Here is a 17,375-nt window from a genome sequence, read left to right as displayed (position 1 = left end):
ATCGAACTGAGGGATTCATGGGACTCACCATCGGCGTCGACATCGGCGGCACCAAGATCGCGGCCGGAGTGGTCGACGAGGACGGCAACATCCTCTCGACCTTCAAGGTGCCGACCCCTGGTACTTCCGAGGCCATCGTCGACGCGATCGCCTCCGCCGTCGCGGGCGCGCGGGCCGGACACGAGATCGTCGGCGTCGGCATCGGCGCCGCCGGATACGTCAACCGCCAGCGCTCCACGGTCTACTTCGCGCCGAACATCGACTGGCGGCAGGAGCCGCTGAAGGAAGAGGTCGAGAAGCGCGTCGGCCTGCCGGTCGTCGTGGAGAACGACGCCAACGCCGCGGCCTGGGGCGAGTACCGCTTCGGCGGTGGCAAGGGCCACCGCAACGTCATCTGCATCACGCTCGGCACCGGCCTCGGCGGCGGCATCATCATCGGCAACAAGCTGCGCCGCGGCCACTTCGGCGTGGCCGCCGAGTTCGGCCACATCCGGATGGTGCCGGACGGCCTGCTCTGCGGCTGCGGCAGCCAGGGCTGCTGGGAGCAGTACGCCTCGGGGCGCGCCCTCGTGCGGTACGCCAAGCAGCGCGCCAACGCCACCCCGGAGAACGCGGAGTACCTGCTCTCGCTGGGCGACGGCACCCCCGAGGGCATCGAGGGCAAGCACATCTCGATGGCCGCCCGTCAGGGCGACGCCGTCGCGATCGACTCCTACCGCGAGCTGGCCCGCTGGGCCGGCGCCGGCCTCGCCGACCTGGCGTCGCTCTTCGACCCGTCCGCGTTCATCGTCGGCGGCGGCCTCTCGGACGAGGGCGAGCTGGTCCTCGACCCGATCCGCAAGTCCTTCAAGCGGTGGCTCGTCGGTGCCGCCTGGCGCCCCGAGGCCCAGGTCATCGCCGCCCAGCTGGGCAACAAGGCGGGCCTGGTCGGCGCGGCCGACCTGGCGCGGGAGCCCGACCCGGTCATGTGAGACCGCCCGGCACGGTCTGCCCGGTGCCCGCCGCGTCCCCTCGGGGAGCGGCGGGCACTGTCGTATCTTGATCGCCATGGCCAGCGACCTGCTCCCCAACTCCCGCACCGAAACCGACGGTTCGGCCGTCGTCCGGGTGCTCAGCTACAACATCCGCTCGATGCGCGACGACACCGCCGCGCTCGCCCGGATCATCTCCGCCTGCGCCCCCGACCTCGTCCTGATCCAGGAGGCCCCGCGCTTCTTCCGCTGGCGCAAGAAGCTGGCCCGCCTCGCCCACGCGGCCGACCTGGTGATCCTCTCCGGCGGCGGCAGCGCGGCCGGACCCGCGCTCCTCTGCTCCCTGCGCGCCACCGTCGAACGCACCGAGGACGTCCTGCTCCCGCTCACCCCCGGCCTGCACCGGCGCGGCTTCGCCACCGCCGTCGTCCGCTTCGGCGGCGCCCGGCTCGGTGTCCTCAGCTGCCACCTGAGCCTCCAGGGCGACGAGCGGTACGAGCAGGGCGGCATGCTCCTCGACCGGCTCGCCGGGATGGGCGTGGAGCATGCGGTCGCCGGCGGCGACCTCAACGAGCGGCCCGACGGACGGACCTTCCGCAGGCTCGCCGCGGCGCTGACGGACTGCTGGGCGGCGAAGCCGTGGGGGAGCGAGAACACCTCGACGCCGGCCGACCCGCACCAGCGCATCGACGCCCTCTTCGCCACGCCGGGCATCGAAGTCCTCGGCTGCGGCGTGCCGTTGGGGCTGCCCGGGGTGAGCGAGGAAGACCTGCGGGCGGCCACGGACCACCTGCCGGTCCTGGCCGCCCTCAGGGTTCCCGCGTCCCGTCGGGGTGACGAGGCGCGGTGAGGTCTACGGCCGCTGCCTCACCTTGTCGACGACCGCCCACTCGACGGTGTGTGACAGCTGCGTGTACGTCTTCTTCCCGTCGCGCGAGACCCGCTCATCACGGAAGCCCAGGAACGCATAGGACTTCGGGTCGAAGATGAGGTACCTGCCCTTGAACCGGGAGGGGTAGGCGATCCCCACACCGGGACGCCCGGCGGAGTCCTCGACCCCTTCGACCGTCTTGACGCCGGGCACGAGCGCCAGTCCTTCGTAGGCCGCGGCGCGCAGTCCTTCGGGCAGCGTCGGAGCCTTCAGGAGCTCGCCGAGCAGGAAGTAGGCCTGCGCCCGGTCGTCCTCGGTGAGTGCGCTGATCGGGGTGTCGCCGCTGCCCATGGACACGATGGCCGGGACGAGCTTCTCGGGGTCGGTGGGCAGCTTCTTCAGCTCGGCCCACCGGCGGGGCGGCCACACCCCCTCGCCCTTGCCCATGGGCTCCTCCCACATGACCTTGCCGAGCTCCATGGACAGGGAGCGCTTGGAGCCGTCCACCGAGTCCCACATCTCATCGGTGTAGGTCCTGACCTCGCCGGTCTTCTGCTCCGTTTCCTTGATGACCCGTTTGGAGTAGAGGAACTGGTCGTCGCGGGGCACCACGGTCCGCTTCTCGTGCCTGCGCTCCCGGGCCGCCGCGCCGCCGAGCACCTTCGCGGCGGCGACGGTGGCCGCGTTCGGTGAGCCGACGGCGGGCGGCTTCGCCCGCTGCCCATCGTTCGTACCGTCGCCGGTGACCAGAAGGGTCGCCGCCACCGCGGCCGTCACCAGGCCGGTGAGGGCGATGCGCAGCACGGGGCGGCGCCGCGACGGCCGTACCGCTGCGGGACGTTCGTTCATCGCGGCGAACAGCCGCACCCGCCCCCGATGGCGGGTGTCGTCGTCCAGCGGGGGAGCCCCCGCCTCCCAGCCGCGCAGTTCATCGAGTTCATTCATGGGCGTGTGCCTCCTGGAAAGCTGTCGGATCGGACCCGCCCAGTGCTTCGCGCAACGCGCTGCGAGCCCGGTGCAGCCGTGATCTGACGGTGCCGACGGGCACCCCCAACGCCTGCGCCGCCTCCTCGTAGCTGAGGTCGGCCCACGCCACGAGGAGGACCACGTCGCGGTGGCGGGCGGAGAGCCCGGCCAGCGCCGCCGCCAGGTCCGTGCGGAGCCCCGCGGCGCCCGCTCGGGCCACCGCGCGGTCGGCGACCGGCTCCTCGTGCGGCACCGGCGAGGGCACCCGCGCCAGCGCCCTGAAGCGGCGGGCCTCGGCCCTGCGGTGCCGGCCGATGAGGTTGGTCGCGATGCCGAACAGCCAGGCGCGGGCGTCGGCCCGCGCCGGGTCGTACCGGTGGCGCTGCCGGAAGGCGGTGATGAAGGTGTCGGCCATCAGATCCTCCGCCGCCTCGGGGCCGAGCCGGCGTGCCGCGTACCGGTATACGGAGTCGGCGTGCCGGTCGTAGAGGACGGCGAACTGCTCGGGCTCGTCCCGGGACCGTTCGATGGACCGGGCGTCACTCGGCTCGGGCTGCCCGGGCGGCGGCACGTGCTCTCCCCTGTGGAGCACGTGCCGACCGGCGCGGGCCTCGGGGTGGTGCGCACCGAGGGGGACGCCGGGATCGACGGTCATCGGGGCTCCTTTCGTTCGTCCGAACGCCTCGAAGGCTTGGGCTCGTCCGGTGGTTCACCCCTTCTTCGCCGCCGGCCGGGATCGGGTTCCATCCGGGGTGCGGGCACACGAAAGGCCCGCCCGGAGAAATCCGGGCGGGCCCCTCGCGCCGTGCGGGACTCAGACGACCGCGCCGCGTCCCGGGTCGTCGTCCTCCTCGTCGTCCCCGCCGTTCATCCGCATCACCAGGGTGGCGAAGCCGCCGAGGAAACCGCCGATGCCGAGCGTCGTCAGCCACCACGTCATCTGCCAGCCGAACAGCACCGCGAGCAGGATCAGCAGCGGGCCGCCGAGCACGGCGAGCCAGGCGAACTTGGCCGTCACGTCGGCCTCGGGCAGCGGCGGCGGCTCGGGCGGCACGAAATGACCCTCGTCGTCGGCGTCGAAGTCGCTCTCGGAGGGCTCCGCGAGGCTGTGGTCGCGCGGGCCGCCGACGCCGGGCGCGAACGAGACGGAGCTGCCGAGCGGCTTGCCGGTGCCCGGCTTGTCCCCGGCGCCCGCGTCGCCGGGGTCCTTCGCCGGGCCGCCCGCGGGGCCGTTGGTCTCCGTCTCCAAAAGGGCCAGGTCCTCGACGGACTTGAAGGGCTTGGCGCCCGGCGGGTCCGCGGGCTCCTCGCCGTACCCCGCGACGATCGCCTGCCAGGCGGCGTCCTCGTCCACGGGCAGGCCCTCCAGGGGCAGCCCCTCCAGGGGTTCGTCTCTCTTCTCGGGCTCGCGGCTCTCTTCGCGGTCCGCGTGGTGCTCAGCCACCGGTGGCCGTCCCTTCCTTGCCGAAGCTGGGGGCGAGCCGGCCGATGAACGCGTGGCTCTCCTCGAAGATCCGGTCCGCGTCGTAGTCCAACGTCGCGACGTGGTAGCTCTGTTCCAGCAGGATCTCCGTGACGTCCCTGGAGGAGACGCGGCCGAGGATCCTGGCCGAGTCGGCGGGCGGTACCACGTGGTCGCGGGGGCTGTGCAGCACCACGAGCGGCTGGGTCACCTGCGGCAGCTCGGCGTCGACGATGCGGAAGAAGCGGCGCAGGGAGTGCGCGGCGTGCAGCGGGATGCGGTGGTAGCCGATCTCCTCGGAGCCGGGCTTGGCGATGTCGCTGACGATGCCCTTGGTGCTGGGCACGAAGTGGCGCGCGAGGGGCAGGGCGTGGGCCGCCGCGCCGTGCACCTTGTTCCCCGGGTTGACGAGGACGAGGCCGCTGATCGCGTCCCCGTGCTTGGCGGCCAGGCGCAGCGCGAGCGCCCCGCCCATGGAGAGCCCGAAGACGAAGACCCGCTCGCACCGGTCGAGGAGGCCGCGCAGCTCGCGCTCCACCTCCGCGTACCAGTCCTGCCAGCCGGTGATCTGCATGTCCTCCCAGCGGGTGCCGTGCCCGGGCAGCAGCGGCAGCGAGACGGTCAGGCCGCGCTCCGCCAGGTACTCGGCCCAGGGGCGCAGCGACTGCGGGGATCCGGTGAAGCCGTGGCAGAGGAGGACGCCGACCTCGCCGCCTTCGTGGCGGTACGGCTCGGCTCCGGGGAGGACCGGCACCTTCGGTCTCCTTCGTGAGAGGTGGCAGGGGTGGCAACGGGCTGCGGGGGGATGCGAGGAGTACTTCACCGTACGCGACCGGACTGACACCGACCAGGGTCGTCGGGCCCATTGGCGGTACCCCGGGTTAAGGTCTGATCCACAGAAACAGGAGGCACTCGGTTTGATCTACGGCGCAATGAAGGTTGCCATCGGAGGGCCGCTGAAGCTCGGCTTCAGGCCCTGGGTGGAGGGCCTTGAGAACGTTCCCGCCGAGGGCCCCGCGATTCTGGCGAGCAACCACCTCTCGTTCTCCGACTCGTTCTTCCTCCCCGCGGTCCTCGACCGCAAGGTCACGTTCATCGCCAAGGCGGAGTACTTCACCTCGCCGGGCGTGAAGGGCAAGCTCACCGCGGCCTTCTTCAAGGGCGTGGGCCAGCTGCCCGTGGACCGCTCCGGCGGGCGCGGCGCGGGCGAGGCGGCCATCAAGAGCGGCATCGAGGTCCTGGAGCGCGGCGAGCTCTTCGGCATCTACCCCGAGGGCACCCGTTCGCCCGACGGCCGCCTCTACCGCGGCAAGCCGGGCGGCCTCGCGCGCGTGGCGCTCGCCACCGGCGCCCCCGTGCTCCCCGTCGCGATGATCGACACGGAGAAGATCCAGCCGCCCGGCAAGGTCCTGCCGAAGCTGATGCGGCCCGGCATCCGGATCGGCAAGCCGCTCGACTTCAGGCGCTACCAGGGCATGGAGCAGGACCGCTTCGTGCTGCGCGCGCTGACCGACGAGGTCATGTACGAGATCATGAAGCTCTCCGGCCAGGAGTACGTCGACATGTACGCGACGGCGGCGAAGCGTCAGATCAGCGAGGCGGCGAAGGCCGCCAAGGCGGCGGAGAAGGACGCGGCGGACAAGGCGGCGGACAAGGAACGTTCCGGCTCCTAGCCGCGTCCGTTCAGGGGCGGGAGCACGGCGGGGGACGGGGGGACATGGCCAAGCGCGAGAAAGTCATGAGGATGTCGGTCGAGCAGCCGCTGTGGCGCGCGCTCACCGCCTACCGCGTGCTGACCCTGCTGTACGCGATCGGGCTCTTCGTGGCGGCGCACGAGAAGCTGGACCGCCCCTGGCTCGCCGTCGCCTACTACGCGGTGCTCGCCCCCTGGACCCTGGCCACCCTGCCCCGCGTCGCCAACGCGGCGAGCTGCACCAGGCGGTTCCTCGTCGCCGACCTGACCGTCGCGATCGTGGGCATCCTGCTCACCCCGCTCGCCGACTCCCAGCAGCGGATCGTCGACGGCGGACCGACGCTGCCCTCCATATGGACGGCCGGCTCGGTCCTCGCCTTCGCGATCAAGGGCGGTTGGCGGTGGGCGGCCTCGGCCTCCCTCCTGGTCGGCGTCGCCAATGTGGTGCAGCGCGGCGCGTTCAGCCGCGACACCCTCCACAACGTCCTGCTGGTCTGCATCGCCTCCATCGCCATCGGATACGTCGTGGAGCTGGCCCGTGCCTCCGAGCGCACCCTGGCCAGGGCCCTGGAGATAGAGGCGGCGACCCGCGAGCGCGAACGGCTCGCCCGCGACATCCACGACAGCGTCCTGCAGGTCCTCGCCATGGTGCAGCGGCGCGGCACCGCCATCGGCGGCGAGGCCGCGGAGCTCGGCCGCCTCGCCGGCGAACAGGAGGTCGCGCTGCGCGCCCTGGTCGCCGGGGGGATGGTGCCCGCCTCGCGCGCCTCGGAGGACGCCTCGCAGGGCGCCGTCGTACGGGCCGTCGAGGTGCCGGACGACGAGCCGGACGAGAGCGCGCCGTGCGATCTGCGGTCGCTGCTCGCCGCCCACGCGGGCTCGCAGGTGACGCTCTCCGAGCCCGGGGCGCCGGTGCTGCTGCCGCCCGGCGCAGCGCGGGAACTGGCCGCCGCCGTCGGCGCCGCCCTGGACAACGTCCGCAGGCACGCGGGCGCCGGCGCCCGCGCCTGGATCCTGGTCGAGGACGAGCCGGAGAGCGTCATCGTGTCGGTCAGGGACGACGGGCCCGGCATCCCGGAGGGCCGGCTCGCCGAGGCCGAGGGGGAGGGGCGCCTCGGGGTGGCCCTGTCGATCCGGGGGCGGCTGCGGGACATCGGGGGCACCGCCGAGCTGATCTCGGTGCCGGGCCAGGGCACGGAAGTGGAACTGAGAGTGCCGCGCGAAAGGGCGCGGGAGACACGGGGGAAGGCGGAAAAGGCACGATGAGCGAGTACGCGATGAACGGCCGGCAGGGACAGGAACCGGCCACCGGGACCGACGCGGCCACGGCGACGGCAGAGGCCACGGCGACAGCAGGGTCCACGGCGACGGAGGCGGCCACGGCGACAGCAGCGGCCACCGAGACGGCAGGTTCCACGGTGACAGCAGCGGCCACAGAGACGGCAGGTTCCACGGTGACAGCAGCGGCCACAGAGACGGCAGGGCCCACGGTGACAGCAGCGGGCACAGAGACGGCAGGGCCCACGGAAGCGGCCGCCCCGATCAAGGTCATGGTCGTCGACGACCACCCCATGTGGCGTGACGCGGTCGCCCGCGACCTCGCCGAGGCGGGCCTCGACGTGGTCGCCACCGCGGGCGACGGCGAGCAGGCGGTCCGGCGCGCCCAGGCGGCTGCCCCCGACGTCCTCGTCCTCGACCTGAACCTCCCGCTCAAGCCGGGCGTGCAGGTCTGCAAGGAACTCGTCGCCGCCAACCCGGCGCTGCGCGTCCTCGTCCTCTCCGCCAGCGGCGAGCACGCCGACGTCCTGGAGGCCGTGAAGTCCGGCGCCACCGGCTACCTCCTGAAGTCGGCGTCCACCGAGGAGCTGATCGACGCGGTGCGCCGCACGGCCGTCGGCGACGCGGTCTTCACGCCGGGCCTGGCCGGCCTCGTCCTCGGCGAGTACCGCCGCCTGGCCACCGAGCCCGCCACCGGCACCCCGGACGACCCGAAGGCCCCGCGGCTCACCGACCGCGAGACGGAGGTCCTGCGCCTGGTCGCCAAGGGCCTGAGCTACAAGCAGATAGCCGAACGCCTCGTCATCTCGCACCGCACCGTGCAGAACCACGTCCAGAACACCCTCGGCAAGCTCCAGCTGCACAACAGGGTGGAGCTCGTCCGGTACGCCATCGAGCGGGGTCTCGACGACGCGTGACCGGCGCGAAGCCGCCGACGCGTGCCCCTCGTACGAGTGAAAGCGCGTGATCAACTCCCCGGAACAGCACAGGAATTGACCGTTCACCCCGTCCCGGAGTGACCTGCATCACCATTAGCGTGACGCGCATCAGGTCACTGACGCGAAGGGACTTTTCCTATGGGGGCCAAGAAAATCGGCGTACTGACCGGCGGCGGCGACTGCCCCGGGCTCAACGCCGTCATCCGGGGCGTCGTCCGCAAGGGCGTGCAGGAGTACGGCTATGACTTCGTCGGCTTCCGGGACGGCTGGCGCGGTCCGCTGGAGGGCGACACCGTCCCGCTCGACATCCCCGCCGTCCGCGGCATCCTGCCGCGCGGCGGCACCATCCTCGGCTCGTCGCGCACCAACCCGTTCAAGGCGGAGAACGGCGTGCGCCGCATCAAGGAGAACCTCGCCAAGCACGAGGTCGACTCCCTGATCGCGATCGGCGGCGAGGACACGCTGGGGGTGGCCGCGCGCCTCACCGACGAGTACGGCGTCCCGGTCGTCGGCGTCCCGAAGACCATCGACAACGACCTCTCCGCCACCGACTACACCTTCGGTTTCGACACCGCCGTCGGCATCGCCACCGAGGCGATCGACCGGCTGCACACCACCGCCGAGTCCCACATGCGCGTCCTCGTCGTCGAGGTCATGGGCCGCCACGCCGGCTGGATCGCGCTGCACTCGGGCCTCGCGGGCGGCGCCAACGTCATCCTCATCCCCGAGCAGCGCTTCGACGTCGACCAGGTCTGCGCCTGGGTGACCTCGCGCTTCAAGGCGTCGTACGCGCCGATCGTGGTCGTCGCCGAGGGCGCCATGCCCAAGGACGGCGAGATGGTCCTCAAGGACGGCTCGCAGGACTCCTTCGGGCACGTCCGCCTCTCCGGCGTCGGCGAGTGGCTGGCCAAGGAGATCGAGGGGCGCACCGGCAAGGAGGCGCGCACCACGGTCCTCGGGCACGTCCAGCGCGGCGGCACCCCGAGCGCCTTCGACCGCTGGCTCGCCACCCGGTTCGGTCTGCACGCGATCGAGGCGGTGCGGGACGGCGACTTCGGCAAGATGGTCGCGCTACAGGGCACGGACGTGGTGCGGGTCCCGATCGCGCAGGCCACGGCGAAGCTGAAGACGGTGGACCCCGCGCTCTACGCGGAGGTCGGCGTCTTCTTCGGCTGACCTCGCCGGTTCCCCCCCCCGGGACGGCCCCGGCTCCGGGTGCCGTCCCGGGAGGCGGTACATAGACTCACGCCCATGGAGATCCTCGCGTTCGGCGTGCAGTCCGACGAGAAGCCGCTGATCGAGAAGGCCTTCGAGGGGCACTGCGAGGTCCGCTGCCTCGACGTCTTCCTCACCGAGGACACCGCCCCGATCGCCGCCGGCTACGAGATCATCTCCTCCAGCGTCAACGCCACGCTGAACAACCACGTCCTGCAGACCCTCGCCGCCGGCGGGACGCAGATGATCGCCCAGCGCTCCACCGGCTTCAACAACATCGACCTGCAGGTCGCCGAGCGCCTCGGCCTCACCGTCGCGCGCGTCTCGTACTACTCGCCCTACTCCGTGGCCGAGTTCGCCTGGACCCTCGCCATGGCCGTCAACCGCCGCATCGTCCGCGCGAGCAACCGCACCCGCGACTTCGACTTCCGCCTCGACGGGCTCATGGGCCGCGACCTGCGCGGCCGCACGGTCGGCGTGCTCGGTACCGGCAAGATCGGCGAGGCCTTCACCCGCATCGCGCACGGCTTCGGGATGCGGCTGCTCGGCTGGGACGTCGCCGAGAACCCCGCCTGCGTCGAGCTCGGCATGAAGTACGTCGAGAAGGACGAACTCCTCGCCGAGGCCGACCTCGTCAGCCTGCACGTCCCGCTGCTCCCGTCCACCCAGCACCTCATCGGCGCCGCCGCCCTGCGCAGGATGAAGGACGACGCCATCCTGGTGAACTCAAGCCGGGGCGGCCTGATCGACACCGAGGCCCTGGTCGGCGAGTTGCGGGCCGGCCGCTTCGCGGGCGTGGGCCTCGACGTGTACGAGGCGGAGGCGGGCCTCTTCTTCCTCGACAAGTCCCTCGAGGTCGTCGCGGACGACACCCTGGCCCGCCTCGTCACCTTCCCCAACGTCGTGGTCACGTCCCACCAGGCGTACTACACCGCGGACGCGGTCGGCCAGATCATCGACACCACGGTGCGCAACGTCCTGGACTACCGGGCGGGCCGCCGCTCCGAGAACGTCCTGGTCCCCGCGGCGGCCAGGAGCTGACCGAGCAGCTCCCGCACGATGCCGGTCCCGCGCAGCGTGAGCACCGACTCCGGGTGGAACTGCACGCCGGCGAAGGACGCCCCGCGCACCGCGTGCACCTCACCGCTGGCCGCGTCCCTGCTGACCGCCACGGAGTGCGCGGCCAGCTCCAGCGCCGCGTCGTCGTCGCAGCGCGCCACGAAGCTGTTGTAGAAGCCGACGGTCTCGGTCCGCCCGAACAGGTCGACGGCGGTCTGCGCGCCCTGGTACGGCACGTCCTTCGCGACGATCTCGAGGCCCAGCTCGGCCGCGATCAGCTCGTGCCCCAGGCAGACCCCGAGCACGCCGTACTCATGGCTGCGGATCACCTCCGCGGCGAGGGAGCGCAGGAACCGCATCTTGGGATCGGCGAGGTCGCGGGGGTCGCCCGGCCCGGGGCCGAGCACGACGGGCCCCCGGTGCGCGAGCACCGCCTCGCGCAGTCCCGCCGTGCCGTGACCGAGCACCGACACCTCCAGGCCCAGCGAGCGCAGCACGTGGGCGAGCATCGCGGTGAAGGTGTCCTCGCCGTCCACGACGAGCGCGTGCCCGCTCAGCTCCGCCCGCGGCTCCTGCATCCGCAGCCAGAACGGTGCGAGCGACGCGCGCCGGCCGTCCAGTGCCGCCCGCACCCGCGGGTCGTCGGCGAGGGCGGGCCCGGCGCTCTCCTCGCGGGGGCGGCCGGGACGCACGCCGAGGGCGGCCAGTACCCCCGCGGCCTTGGCGTGGGTCTCGGCGACCTCGCCCAGCGGGTCCGAGCCGCGCACCAGGGTGGCGCCGACCGGCACCCGCAGCCGCCCGGCCGCGGAGATGTCGGCGGTGCGGATCAGGATGGGCGAGTCCAGGGTCTGCGCGCCGCCCGCGTCCCGGCCGATGAGGGCGAGGGCGCCCGCGTAGTAGCCCCGGCCGCCGGTCTCGTACCGCTCGATGACCCGGCAGGCGTTCTGCACGGGCGAGCCGGTGACGGTCGCCGCGAACATGGTCTCCTTCAGGACCTCCCGCACGTCCAGCGACGACTTGCCCCGCAACTCGTACTCGGTGTGCGCGAGGTGGGCCATCTCCTTCAGCCGCGGCCCGATCACGACACCGCCCATGTCGCCGACGGTGCACATCATCTTGAGCTCCTCGTCGACGACCATCGACAGCTCCTCGATCTCCTTGCCGTCGGAGAGGAAGGCGAGCAGGTCGTCGGCGGTGGGCCCGGCGGCCGGGTAGCGGTAGGTCCCGCTGATGGGGTTCATGACGACGGTCCCGCCGGACATCCGCACGTGCACCTCGGGGCTCGCCCCGACCAGCGTGCGCTCTCCCGTGTGCACGACGTACGTCCAGTACGCGCCCCGCTCGCCCACGAGCAGCCGCCTGAAGAGCGCGAGGGCGTCGGCCCGGTCGAAGCCGGGGATCTCACCCTCGTACGTACGGCGGATGACGAAGTTGGCGCCCTCGCCCCGGCCGATCTCCTCGCGCAGGACCCGCCCCACGGTGTCCGCGTACGCGGCGTCGGTCACGTCGAAGGCCCCGCCCTCGACCCGCACCTCGTGCGCGGGCAGCGCCGACAGGGCCTCGGCGAGCGGGAGTTCGTGCCGCTCCTCGGGGGTGAGGACGGTCAGCGGCGTGCCGTCGTCACGGACGTCGAAGCCGCGCTCTCTGATCTGCCGGAAGGGCACGAGGGCGAGTCCCTCGGGGAGGTCGGCGAGCCGTTCGTACGTGCCCGTCGGGCCGATCAGGACCTCGACGGTGTCGTGGTCGTGGCCCGGGGTGCGGCGGCGCAGCAGGGCGAAGGGGCGGTCGTCGGACAGGAGGTCGGTGAGGTGCATCGGTTCGGTTCCTTCTCACTCGGAGAGGAACGGCCCGGCTGGTCCCGGAGAACCCGGAAAACACTGAAGGCCGCCCCTCGGGCGGCCTTCGCGAGTCTGTGTGCGCGCAGAGTCAGTGGGCCGCCGGATGAGCGGGCCACCACCAGTTTCGGGTCGTCGTCTGCGCGTGCATGTCCCGCACCTTAGCGCACCATCAGGAGATCGAGACTCTCGTCGAGGTACGTGCCGAGTTCCGCGCCGGACGGCACGACCGAGGGCACCGCGTGGCCGAGCTGGGTGTGGCCCAGGTAGACGCTGTACGCGAGGAGGCCGCGCCGGCGCGCCTCCGCCTCCGGGAAGCCGAGGCCGGCGAAGAGCTCGGCGACGTACGCGAGGCGGCGCTCGGTCACCTTCCGCAGGGCGGCCGCCACCTGCGGGTGCTCGGCGGTCGCCAGGAGGGAGACCTCGAGGGGGCCCGAGGCGGCGGCGGTGATCGCCTCGGCGAAGAGCAGCCGGATCCGCCTGCGGGGGTCCGGCTCGGTCTCGACGTGGCTGATCATCCCCTCCGTGTGGAGCTGCGCCCACCGCGCAAGGGCCGCCTCGACGAGGGCGTCGCGGCCCGCGAAGTGCCAGTAGAAGCTCCCCTTGGTGGTGCCGAGGCGGACCGCGAGGGGCTCGACGGCGACGGCCGCGATGCCGCCCTCGCCGATCGCGTTCAGTGCGGCGTCCGCCCAGTCGTCGGCGGTCAGCCGGGGCTTCGCGGGGGCCTTCTTCTGCTGCCGTTGCGCCATGTCCATACGCTACCGTACGGTTCACCATACGCCAGCGTATGGAGGTACGGCATGGGAGTCGTGCGCGACGAACACCATCGGGTCGTCGAGGCCCCGGCCGGCGAAGGCTTCCACGAGGTCACGGTCGAGCCGCTGGGGGAGGGGCGCTGCCTGGTGCGGCACGTCCTGGAGGTGCGGCACCGCCTTATCGACCGGCTCCGGTGGCCAAGGCCGGAGACGGTGCCGGTGCCGCGGGGGGCCCGGCTGCTGCGGGCCTCCGTGGACCGGCCCGGCTACCGGGACGCCTACCGCATGGAGATGCGCGCCGGACTGCCCAGCGACCCCGGCGCGTGGACCCGCGTCCTGCGCGACGCCTTCCCGGTGATCGCCCGCGACGGCGGTGAGCTGCTCATGGACGTGAGCACGGCAGGGCTGACCGCCCGCGCCTCGATCCTGGTCGACGAGCGGCACGTCACCCTCAGCACGGCCGTGCGGGCCGACACCTGGCGCGCCCGGCTCTACTGGGCCGCCGTGCGGCCCGTGCACCCCTTCATGGCCCGCATGGCACTGCGGCGCGCCCACCGCGGGCTCGCCCTCGCCGCCCCGCACGCCGGCGACCGGGCGCGGGAAGGCGATCACTCCACGGTGTCTGCTCCGTCTCACTTGGTGAGCGGGTGAATGGACGGCGCCCTGCACCACGTAATGTTGACGAGGTGACCGTGAACGCTAAGACCACCGCAACCGGTGGCAACACCTGGCGAAACCTGCCCGCGGCGCAGCAGCCCGAGTACCCCGATGCCGAGGCTCTGCGCGATGTGATCGCGGACCTCGAGTCGTATCCGCCCCTCGTCTTCGCGGGCGAGTGCGACCAGCTGCGCGCCCGACTGGCCTCCGTCGCCAAGGGAGAGGCGTTCCTGCTCCAGGGCGGCGACTGCGCCGAGGCCTTCGACGCCGTCTCCGCCGATCACATCCGGAACAAGCTGAAGACCCTGCTCCAGATGGGCGCCGTCCTCACGTACGCGGCGTCCGTGCCCGTCGTGAAGGTGGGCCGCATCGCGGGGCAGTACTCCAAGCCGCGCTCCAAGCCGACCGAGACCCGCGACGGCGTGACGCTCCCGACCTACCGGGGCGACTCCGTCAACGGCTTCGACTTCACCGAGGCCGCCCGCATCCCGGACCCCGAGCGCCTGAAGCGGATGTACAACGCCTCCGCCTCCACGCTCAACCTGGTGCGCGCCTTCACCACCGGCGGTTACGCCGACCTGCGCCAGGTGCACGCCTGGAACCAGGACTTCGTGAAGTCGTCCCCGTCCGGCCAGCGGTACGAGCAGCTGGCCCGCGAGATCGACAACGCGCTCAACTTCATGCGGGCCTGCGGCACCGACCCGGAGGAGTTCAAGACCGTCGAGTTCTACGCCTCCCACGAGGCGCTGCTGCTCGACTACGAGTCGGCGCTCACCCGCGTCGACTCGCGCACCGGCCGGCTCTACGACACCTCGGGCCACATGGTCTGGATCGGTGAGCGCACCCGCCAACTGGACCACGCGCACATCGAGTTCGCCTCCCAGGTGCGCAACCCCATCGGCGTCAAGCTCGGCCCGACCACCACGGCCGAGGAGGCGCTGCAGTACATCGAGCGCCTCGACCCCGACCGCGAGCCCGGCCGGCTGACCTTCATCGTCCGCATGGGCGCCGACAAGGTCCGCGACAAGCTGCCCGAGCTGGTCGAGAAGGTCACCGCCTCCGGCGCGACCGTCGCCTGGATCACCGACCCGATGCACGGCAACACCTACGAGGCGGCGTCCGGTCACAAGACCCGCCGCTTCGACGACGTGCTCGACGAGGTCAAGGGCTTCTTCGAGGTCCACAAGGCCCTCGGCACGCACCCGGGCGGCATCCACGTCGAGCTCACCGGTGACGACGTCACCGAGTGCGTGGGCGGCGGCGACGAGATCTTCGTCGACGACCTGCACCAGCGCTACGAGACGGCCTGCGACCCGCGGCTCAACCGCAGCCAGTCGCTCGACCTGGCGTTCCTGGTCGCCGAGATGTACCGCGACCAGTAGTCCTTGGCCGTACGCACGAGTGGGGCGCGGATCCATGTGATCCGCGCCCCACCGGCGTATCAGGGGCTTTTGTGGACTCGGAGCCATGGGTAAGGTTAGGTTAGCCTCACCGATTAATCGGGACGGCGCTGCCGATGAATCCACTCCGGGAGGTGAACCGCGTGTACGTCTGCAACTGTTTCGGGGTCACCGAAGCGCAGGTGAAGAAGCACGCGGCGGACGGTGCCTGCACCCCCCGCCAGATAGCGTCTGCCTGCAAGGCCGGCACGGACTGTGGTTCGTGCGTACGACGCATCCAGGCACTGCTCGGCCGGGGCGCGTGCCCCCGCCGTGAGCTGGTGGACCAGGGAGAACCCGCCGTGGCACTGGCGGCCGACGCGGCGCTTCCCGAAGCCGCCTAGCTCTCCGGCTGCTCGATGAGCTGCGCGATGTAGAGCGCCTCACCCAGCTTCTCGACCAGCTCGAGCTGGGTGTCCAGATAGTCGATGTGGTGCTCCTCGTCCTCGAGGATCGACTCGAAGATGTTCGCGGACGTGATGTCGCCCTTGGCCCGCATCACCTCGATGCCGCGCCGGAGACGGTCGATCGCCTCCACCTCGACCTGCCGGTCGGCCTGGAACATCTCGGTGACCGTCTGGCCGACCCGGACGTGGAAGAGCCGCTGGTAGTTGGGCAGACCGTCGAGGAACAGAATCCGGTCGGTCAGCACCTCCGCGTGCTTCATCTCGTCGAACGACTCGGACCTGGTGTACTTCGCGAGCTTCGTCCAGCCGAAGTTTTCCTGCATCTTGGCGTGGAGAAAGTACTGGTTGATCGCCGTGAGTTCGGCGGTCAGCTGCTCGTTGAGAAATTCGATGACCTCGGGGTCGCCCTGCATCGCAGAGGCTCCTTCCACACGGGTTACTGGGCAGGTGACGCGCATCCTTGCACCGGTGTTCGGAGGCCGTCCAGTAAGTGCACGCTTAGTAGGAGTTGCCCCAATCAGCGCCCCGGGGCTGCGGCTGGTCACGTCCACCGCCCCGGGTCTGTCAGGATGGAGTCATGGGTCAGCCGGCGGAACGCGCATCTCGACAGGCAGCGGAGCCGGAGCTTCCGCCGGGTCAGCGGCTGCAGCGCGGCTGGCCGGTCACGCACTACGGCCCGGTGCCGAAGTTCCGGCCGGAGCGCTGGGAGTTCAGGGTCTTCGGCGCCACCGCCGACGGTGAGAAGCACTGCTGGACGCACGAGGAGTTCTCCGCCCTCCCGTACGACACGGTCGTCGCCGACCTGCACTGCGTCACGAAGTTCAGCATGCTGGGCGCCGAGTGGGGCGGGGTGCCGGCCCGCACGCTCCTGGAGATCGCGCCGCCCGCACCGAACGCCACCCATGTGATGGTCTGGGCCGAGTACGGCTTCAGTTCGAACCTGCGCATGGCGGACTTCGCCTCCGACCGCACGATTTTCGCCACCCACAAGGGCGGCGAACTGCTCACCGCCGAGCACGGTTTCCCGCTCCGGCTCGTGGTGCCCCACCTGTACGCCTGGAAGGGCCCCAAGTGGGTCCGCGGCATCGAGTACATGACCGCCGACCGCCGCGGTTTCTGGGAGGAGCGCGGCTACCACAACGTCGGCGACCCGTGGCGTGAGCAGCGCTACTCCTACCAGGAAGAGCCCGGGGACGGCCCCGAGCTCTGATCCCCCCTGCGGTGGCGGTCAGTGGTACTGGTGCACCACCGCGTGGCCCTTGCCGCGGCCGATCATCCACTTGTTCACCGGTGTGGTGACCACGAACGCGAGCGCCAGGGCGATGGCCAGGACCCACCAGAACATGGCGTCCGACAGGTGCGCGTCCATGGCGCCCGGCCACAGCGTGATCACGCCGTTGTCGATCAGCTCCATGACCGCGATCGAGAGGGTGTCGGCGGCGAGCGCGACCCGGAACGCCGTCTTGAAGTCGACGCCGGCCTTGAGGATGCCGCGCAGCGTCAGCGCGTAACCGAAGCCGAAGGCCAGGACGATCGCGAGGATCATCGTCGGCATGTTGCCCCAGCCGAGCGCGGTGCCGATGATCATGCCGAGCACCTCGCCGATGGCGCATCCGGTGAGGCAGTGGAGGGTGGCCTGCGCCGCCATGCTCCAGCTGACCTTGCCGTCACCGTGACCGTGGTGGTGGCCGTGACCGTGGTGCCCGGCCTGGTGCTGGGCGTGGTCGTGGCCGTGGTGCCCGCCGTGGTCGTGGCCTTCGGCGTGGTGCGCGTGCTCGGTGTGCTCGGCATGCGTGTCGTGCTGCATGAGAATCCCCCAACGTCGGATA

Annotated in this window: 20 protein-coding genes; 11 read left to right on the top strand and 9 right to left on the bottom strand. The window is 71.6% G+C overall.

Annotated elements, in window-relative coordinates; all coding sequences use genetic code 11:
- Nucleotides 1–17 precede the first annotated feature (17 nt).
- Nucleotides 18–971 carry an ROK family glucokinase gene (locus ACZ7DY_RS32640; RefSeq protein ID WP_471141851.1) on the top strand — a complete coding sequence of 318 codons (954 nt, stop codon included), beginning with the start codon at nt 18–20 and terminating at the stop codon, nt 969–971.
- A 76-nt stretch (nt 972–1,047) separates the two neighbouring features.
- On the top strand, nt 1,048–1,821 hold the full coding sequence (locus ACZ7DY_RS32635; protein ID WP_471141848.1) for an endonuclease/exonuclease/phosphatase family protein: 774 nt from the start codon (nt 1,048–1,050) through the stop codon (nt 1,819–1,821).
- Nucleotides 1,822–1,824: 3 nt separating this feature from the next.
- On the opposite strand, the gene ACZ7DY_RS32630 is transcribed toward ACZ7DY_RS32635, so the two are convergent.
- The 4 genes from ACZ7DY_RS32630 to ACZ7DY_RS32615 all read right to left on the bottom strand — a co-directional run bounded on the left by ACZ7DY_RS32630 (nt 1,825) and on the right by ACZ7DY_RS32615 (nt 5,024).
- Entirely contained in the window at nt 1,825–2,787 is a 963-nt protein-coding gene (locus ACZ7DY_RS32630; RefSeq protein WP_471141846.1) for a CU044_5270 family protein, read from the bottom strand.
- The gene (locus tag ACZ7DY_RS32625; RefSeq protein WP_471141844.1) at nt 2,780–3,463 is read right to left on the bottom strand and encodes an RNA polymerase sigma factor; all 684 of its coding nucleotides are present in this window, start codon (nt 3,461–3,463) and stop codon (nt 2,780–2,782) included. Before ACZ7DY_RS32625 ends, ACZ7DY_RS32630 begins: the two co-directional genes overlap by 8 nt.
- 159 nt (nt 3,464–3,622) lie before the next feature.
- On the bottom strand, nt 3,623–4,252 hold the full coding sequence (locus tag ACZ7DY_RS32620) for a hypothetical protein (RefSeq protein ID WP_471141842.1): 630 nt from the start codon (nt 4,250–4,252) through the stop codon (nt 3,623–3,625).
- Nucleotides 4,245–5,024: an alpha/beta hydrolase gene (locus ACZ7DY_RS32615; protein WP_471141839.1), complete on the bottom strand. Its 780-nt coding sequence runs from the start codon at nt 5,022–5,024 to the stop codon at nt 4,245–4,247. The genes ACZ7DY_RS32620 and ACZ7DY_RS32615 overlap by 8 nt, the downstream gene beginning before the upstream one ends.
- A 178-nt stretch (nt 5,025–5,202) precedes the next feature.
- On the opposite strand from ACZ7DY_RS32615, the gene ACZ7DY_RS32610 reads away from it, so the two are divergent.
- The 5 genes from ACZ7DY_RS32610 to ACZ7DY_RS32590 all read left to right on the top strand — a co-directional run bounded on the left by ACZ7DY_RS32610 (nt 5,203) and on the right by ACZ7DY_RS32590 (nt 10,435).
- Nucleotides 5,203–5,943 (top strand): lysophospholipid acyltransferase family protein, encoded by a 741-nt coding sequence (locus tag ACZ7DY_RS32610; RefSeq protein ID WP_471141837.1) that lies wholly within the window; start codon nt 5,203–5,205, stop codon nt 5,941–5,943.
- Between the two features lie 44 nt (nt 5,944–5,987).
- The gene (gene macS, locus ACZ7DY_RS32605; RefSeq protein ID WP_471141834.1) at nt 5,988–7,229 is read left to right on the top strand and encodes a MacS family sensor histidine kinase; all 1,242 of its coding nucleotides are present in this window, start codon (nt 5,988–5,990) and stop codon (nt 7,227–7,229) included.
- Nucleotides 7,230–7,513: 284 nt separating this feature from the next.
- Nucleotides 7,514–8,158, top strand: coding sequence for a response regulator (locus ACZ7DY_RS32600; protein WP_471141943.1), 645 nt, complete (start codon nt 7,514–7,516; stop codon nt 8,156–8,158).
- Nucleotides 8,159–8,317: 159 nt separating this feature from the next.
- Nucleotides 8,318–9,355, top strand: coding sequence for a 6-phosphofructokinase (locus ACZ7DY_RS32595; RefSeq protein WP_471141832.1), 1,038 nt, complete (start codon nt 8,318–8,320; stop codon nt 9,353–9,355).
- A 75-nt stretch (nt 9,356–9,430) separates the two neighbouring features.
- Nucleotides 9,431–10,435, top strand: a complete 1,005-nt coding sequence (locus ACZ7DY_RS32590) for a 2-hydroxyacid dehydrogenase (protein ID WP_471141830.1) — start codon at nt 9,431–9,433, stop codon at nt 10,433–10,435.
- Here the strand turns inward: ACZ7DY_RS32590 and ACZ7DY_RS32585 are convergent.
- From ACZ7DY_RS32585 to ACZ7DY_RS32575, 3 genes are all read right to left on the bottom strand, one after another.
- Nucleotides 10,378–12,267, bottom strand: a complete 1,890-nt coding sequence (locus ACZ7DY_RS32585) for an anthranilate synthase family protein (RefSeq protein ID WP_471141827.1) — start codon at nt 12,265–12,267, stop codon at nt 10,378–10,380. The two genes, ACZ7DY_RS32590 and ACZ7DY_RS32585, sit on opposite strands and share 58 nt — an antisense overlap.
- 112 nt (nt 12,268–12,379) lie before the next feature.
- The gene (locus tag ACZ7DY_RS32580; protein WP_106977022.1) at nt 12,380–12,439 is read right to left on the bottom strand and encodes a trp operon leader peptide; all 60 of its coding nucleotides are present in this window, start codon (nt 12,437–12,439) and stop codon (nt 12,380–12,382) included.
- 10 nt (nt 12,440–12,449) lie between these two features.
- Nucleotides 12,450–13,043, bottom strand: a complete 594-nt coding sequence (locus ACZ7DY_RS32575; protein ID WP_471141824.1) for a TetR/AcrR family transcriptional regulator — start codon at nt 13,041–13,043, stop codon at nt 12,450–12,452.
- A 45-nt stretch (nt 13,044–13,088) separates the two neighbouring features.
- Between ACZ7DY_RS32575 and ACZ7DY_RS32570 the strand changes: the two genes are divergently transcribed.
- The 3 genes from ACZ7DY_RS32570 to ACZ7DY_RS32560 all read left to right on the top strand — a co-directional run bounded on the left by ACZ7DY_RS32570 (nt 13,089) and on the right by ACZ7DY_RS32560 (nt 15,483).
- On the top strand, nt 13,089–13,694 hold the full coding sequence (locus ACZ7DY_RS32570; RefSeq protein WP_471141821.1) for a DUF2867 domain-containing protein: 606 nt from the start codon (nt 13,089–13,091) through the stop codon (nt 13,692–13,694).
- Nucleotides 13,695–13,729: 35 nt separating this feature from the next.
- The gene (locus tag ACZ7DY_RS32565) at nt 13,730–15,082 is read left to right on the top strand and encodes a class II 3-deoxy-7-phosphoheptulonate synthase (protein WP_471141818.1); all 1,353 of its coding nucleotides are present in this window, start codon (nt 13,730–13,732) and stop codon (nt 15,080–15,082) included.
- 152 nt (nt 15,083–15,234) lie between these two features.
- Nucleotides 15,235–15,483 carry a (2Fe-2S)-binding protein gene (locus ACZ7DY_RS32560; protein ID WP_471141817.1) on the top strand — a complete coding sequence of 83 codons (249 nt, stop codon included), beginning with the start codon at nt 15,235–15,237 and terminating at the stop codon, nt 15,481–15,483.
- Here ACZ7DY_RS32560 and bfr read toward each other — a convergent pair.
- The gene (gene bfr / locus ACZ7DY_RS32555; protein WP_457476112.1) at nt 15,480–15,959 is read right to left on the bottom strand and encodes a bacterioferritin; all 480 of its coding nucleotides are present in this window, start codon (nt 15,957–15,959) and stop codon (nt 15,480–15,482) included. The two genes, ACZ7DY_RS32560 and bfr, sit on opposite strands and share 4 nt — an antisense overlap.
- Before the next feature lie 164 nt (nt 15,960–16,123).
- Between bfr and ACZ7DY_RS32550 the strand changes: the two genes are divergently transcribed.
- Entirely contained in the window at nt 16,124–16,756 is a 633-nt protein-coding gene (locus tag ACZ7DY_RS32550) for a sulfite oxidase-like oxidoreductase (protein WP_471141815.1), read from the top strand.
- Between the two features lie 18 nt (nt 16,757–16,774).
- Here the strand turns inward: ACZ7DY_RS32550 and ACZ7DY_RS32545 are convergent, their stop codons facing one another.
- Nucleotides 16,775–17,353, bottom strand: coding sequence for a DUF4396 domain-containing protein (locus ACZ7DY_RS32545; RefSeq protein WP_471141812.1), 579 nt, complete (start codon nt 17,351–17,353; stop codon nt 16,775–16,777).
- Nucleotides 17,354–17,375 lie beyond the last annotated feature (22 nt).

This window comes from Streptomyces sp. NPDC037013 (assembly GCF_055607265.1).
This window is presented reverse-complemented; position numbering and strand designations above follow the sequence as displayed.

Coding starts and splice junctions, on each gene's coding strand:
- ACZ7DY_RS32590 (WP_471141830.1), top strand. CDS start 9,431: ATGGAGATCCTCGCGTTCGGCGTGCAGTCCGACGAGAAGCCGCTGATC.
- ACZ7DY_RS32630 (WP_471141846.1), bottom strand. CDS start 2,787: ATGAATGAACTCGATGAACTGCGCGGCTGGGAGGCGGGGGCTCCCCCG.
- ACZ7DY_RS32575 (WP_471141824.1), bottom strand. CDS start 13,043: ATGGACATGGCGCAACGGCAGCAGAAGAAGGCCCCCGCGAAGCCCCGG.
- ACZ7DY_RS32545 (WP_471141812.1), bottom strand. CDS start 17,353: ATGCAGCACGACACGCATGCCGAGCACACCGAGCACGCGCACCACGCC.
- ACZ7DY_RS32625 (WP_471141844.1), bottom strand. CDS start 3,463: ATGACCGTCGATCCCGGCGTCCCCCTCGGTGCGCACCACCCCGAGGCC.
- macS (WP_471141834.1), top strand. CDS start 5,988: ATGGCCAAGCGCGAGAAAGTCATGAGGATGTCGGTCGAGCAGCCGCTG.
- ACZ7DY_RS32600 (WP_471141943.1), top strand. CDS start 7,514: ATGGTCGTCGACGACCACCCCATGTGGCGTGACGCGGTCGCCCGCGAC.
- ACZ7DY_RS32585 (WP_471141827.1), bottom strand. CDS start 12,267: ATGCACCTCACCGACCTCCTGTCCGACGACCGCCCCTTCGCCCTGCTG.
- ACZ7DY_RS32570 (WP_471141821.1), top strand. CDS start 13,089: ATGGGAGTCGTGCGCGACGAACACCATCGGGTCGTCGAGGCCCCGGCC.
- ACZ7DY_RS32595 (WP_471141832.1), top strand. CDS start 8,318: ATGGGGGCCAAGAAAATCGGCGTACTGACCGGCGGCGGCGACTGCCCC.
- ACZ7DY_RS32635 (WP_471141848.1), top strand. CDS start 1,048: ATGGCCAGCGACCTGCTCCCCAACTCCCGCACCGAAACCGACGGTTCG.
- ACZ7DY_RS32640 (WP_471141851.1), top strand. CDS start 18: ATGGGACTCACCATCGGCGTCGACATCGGCGGCACCAAGATCGCGGCC.
- bfr (WP_457476112.1), bottom strand. CDS start 15,959: ATGCAGGGCGACCCCGAGGTCATCGAATTTCTCAACGAGCAGCTGACC.
- ACZ7DY_RS32550 (WP_471141815.1), top strand. CDS start 16,124: ATGGGTCAGCCGGCGGAACGCGCATCTCGACAGGCAGCGGAGCCGGAG.
- ACZ7DY_RS32610 (WP_471141837.1), top strand. CDS start 5,203: ATGAAGGTTGCCATCGGAGGGCCGCTGAAGCTCGGCTTCAGGCCCTGG.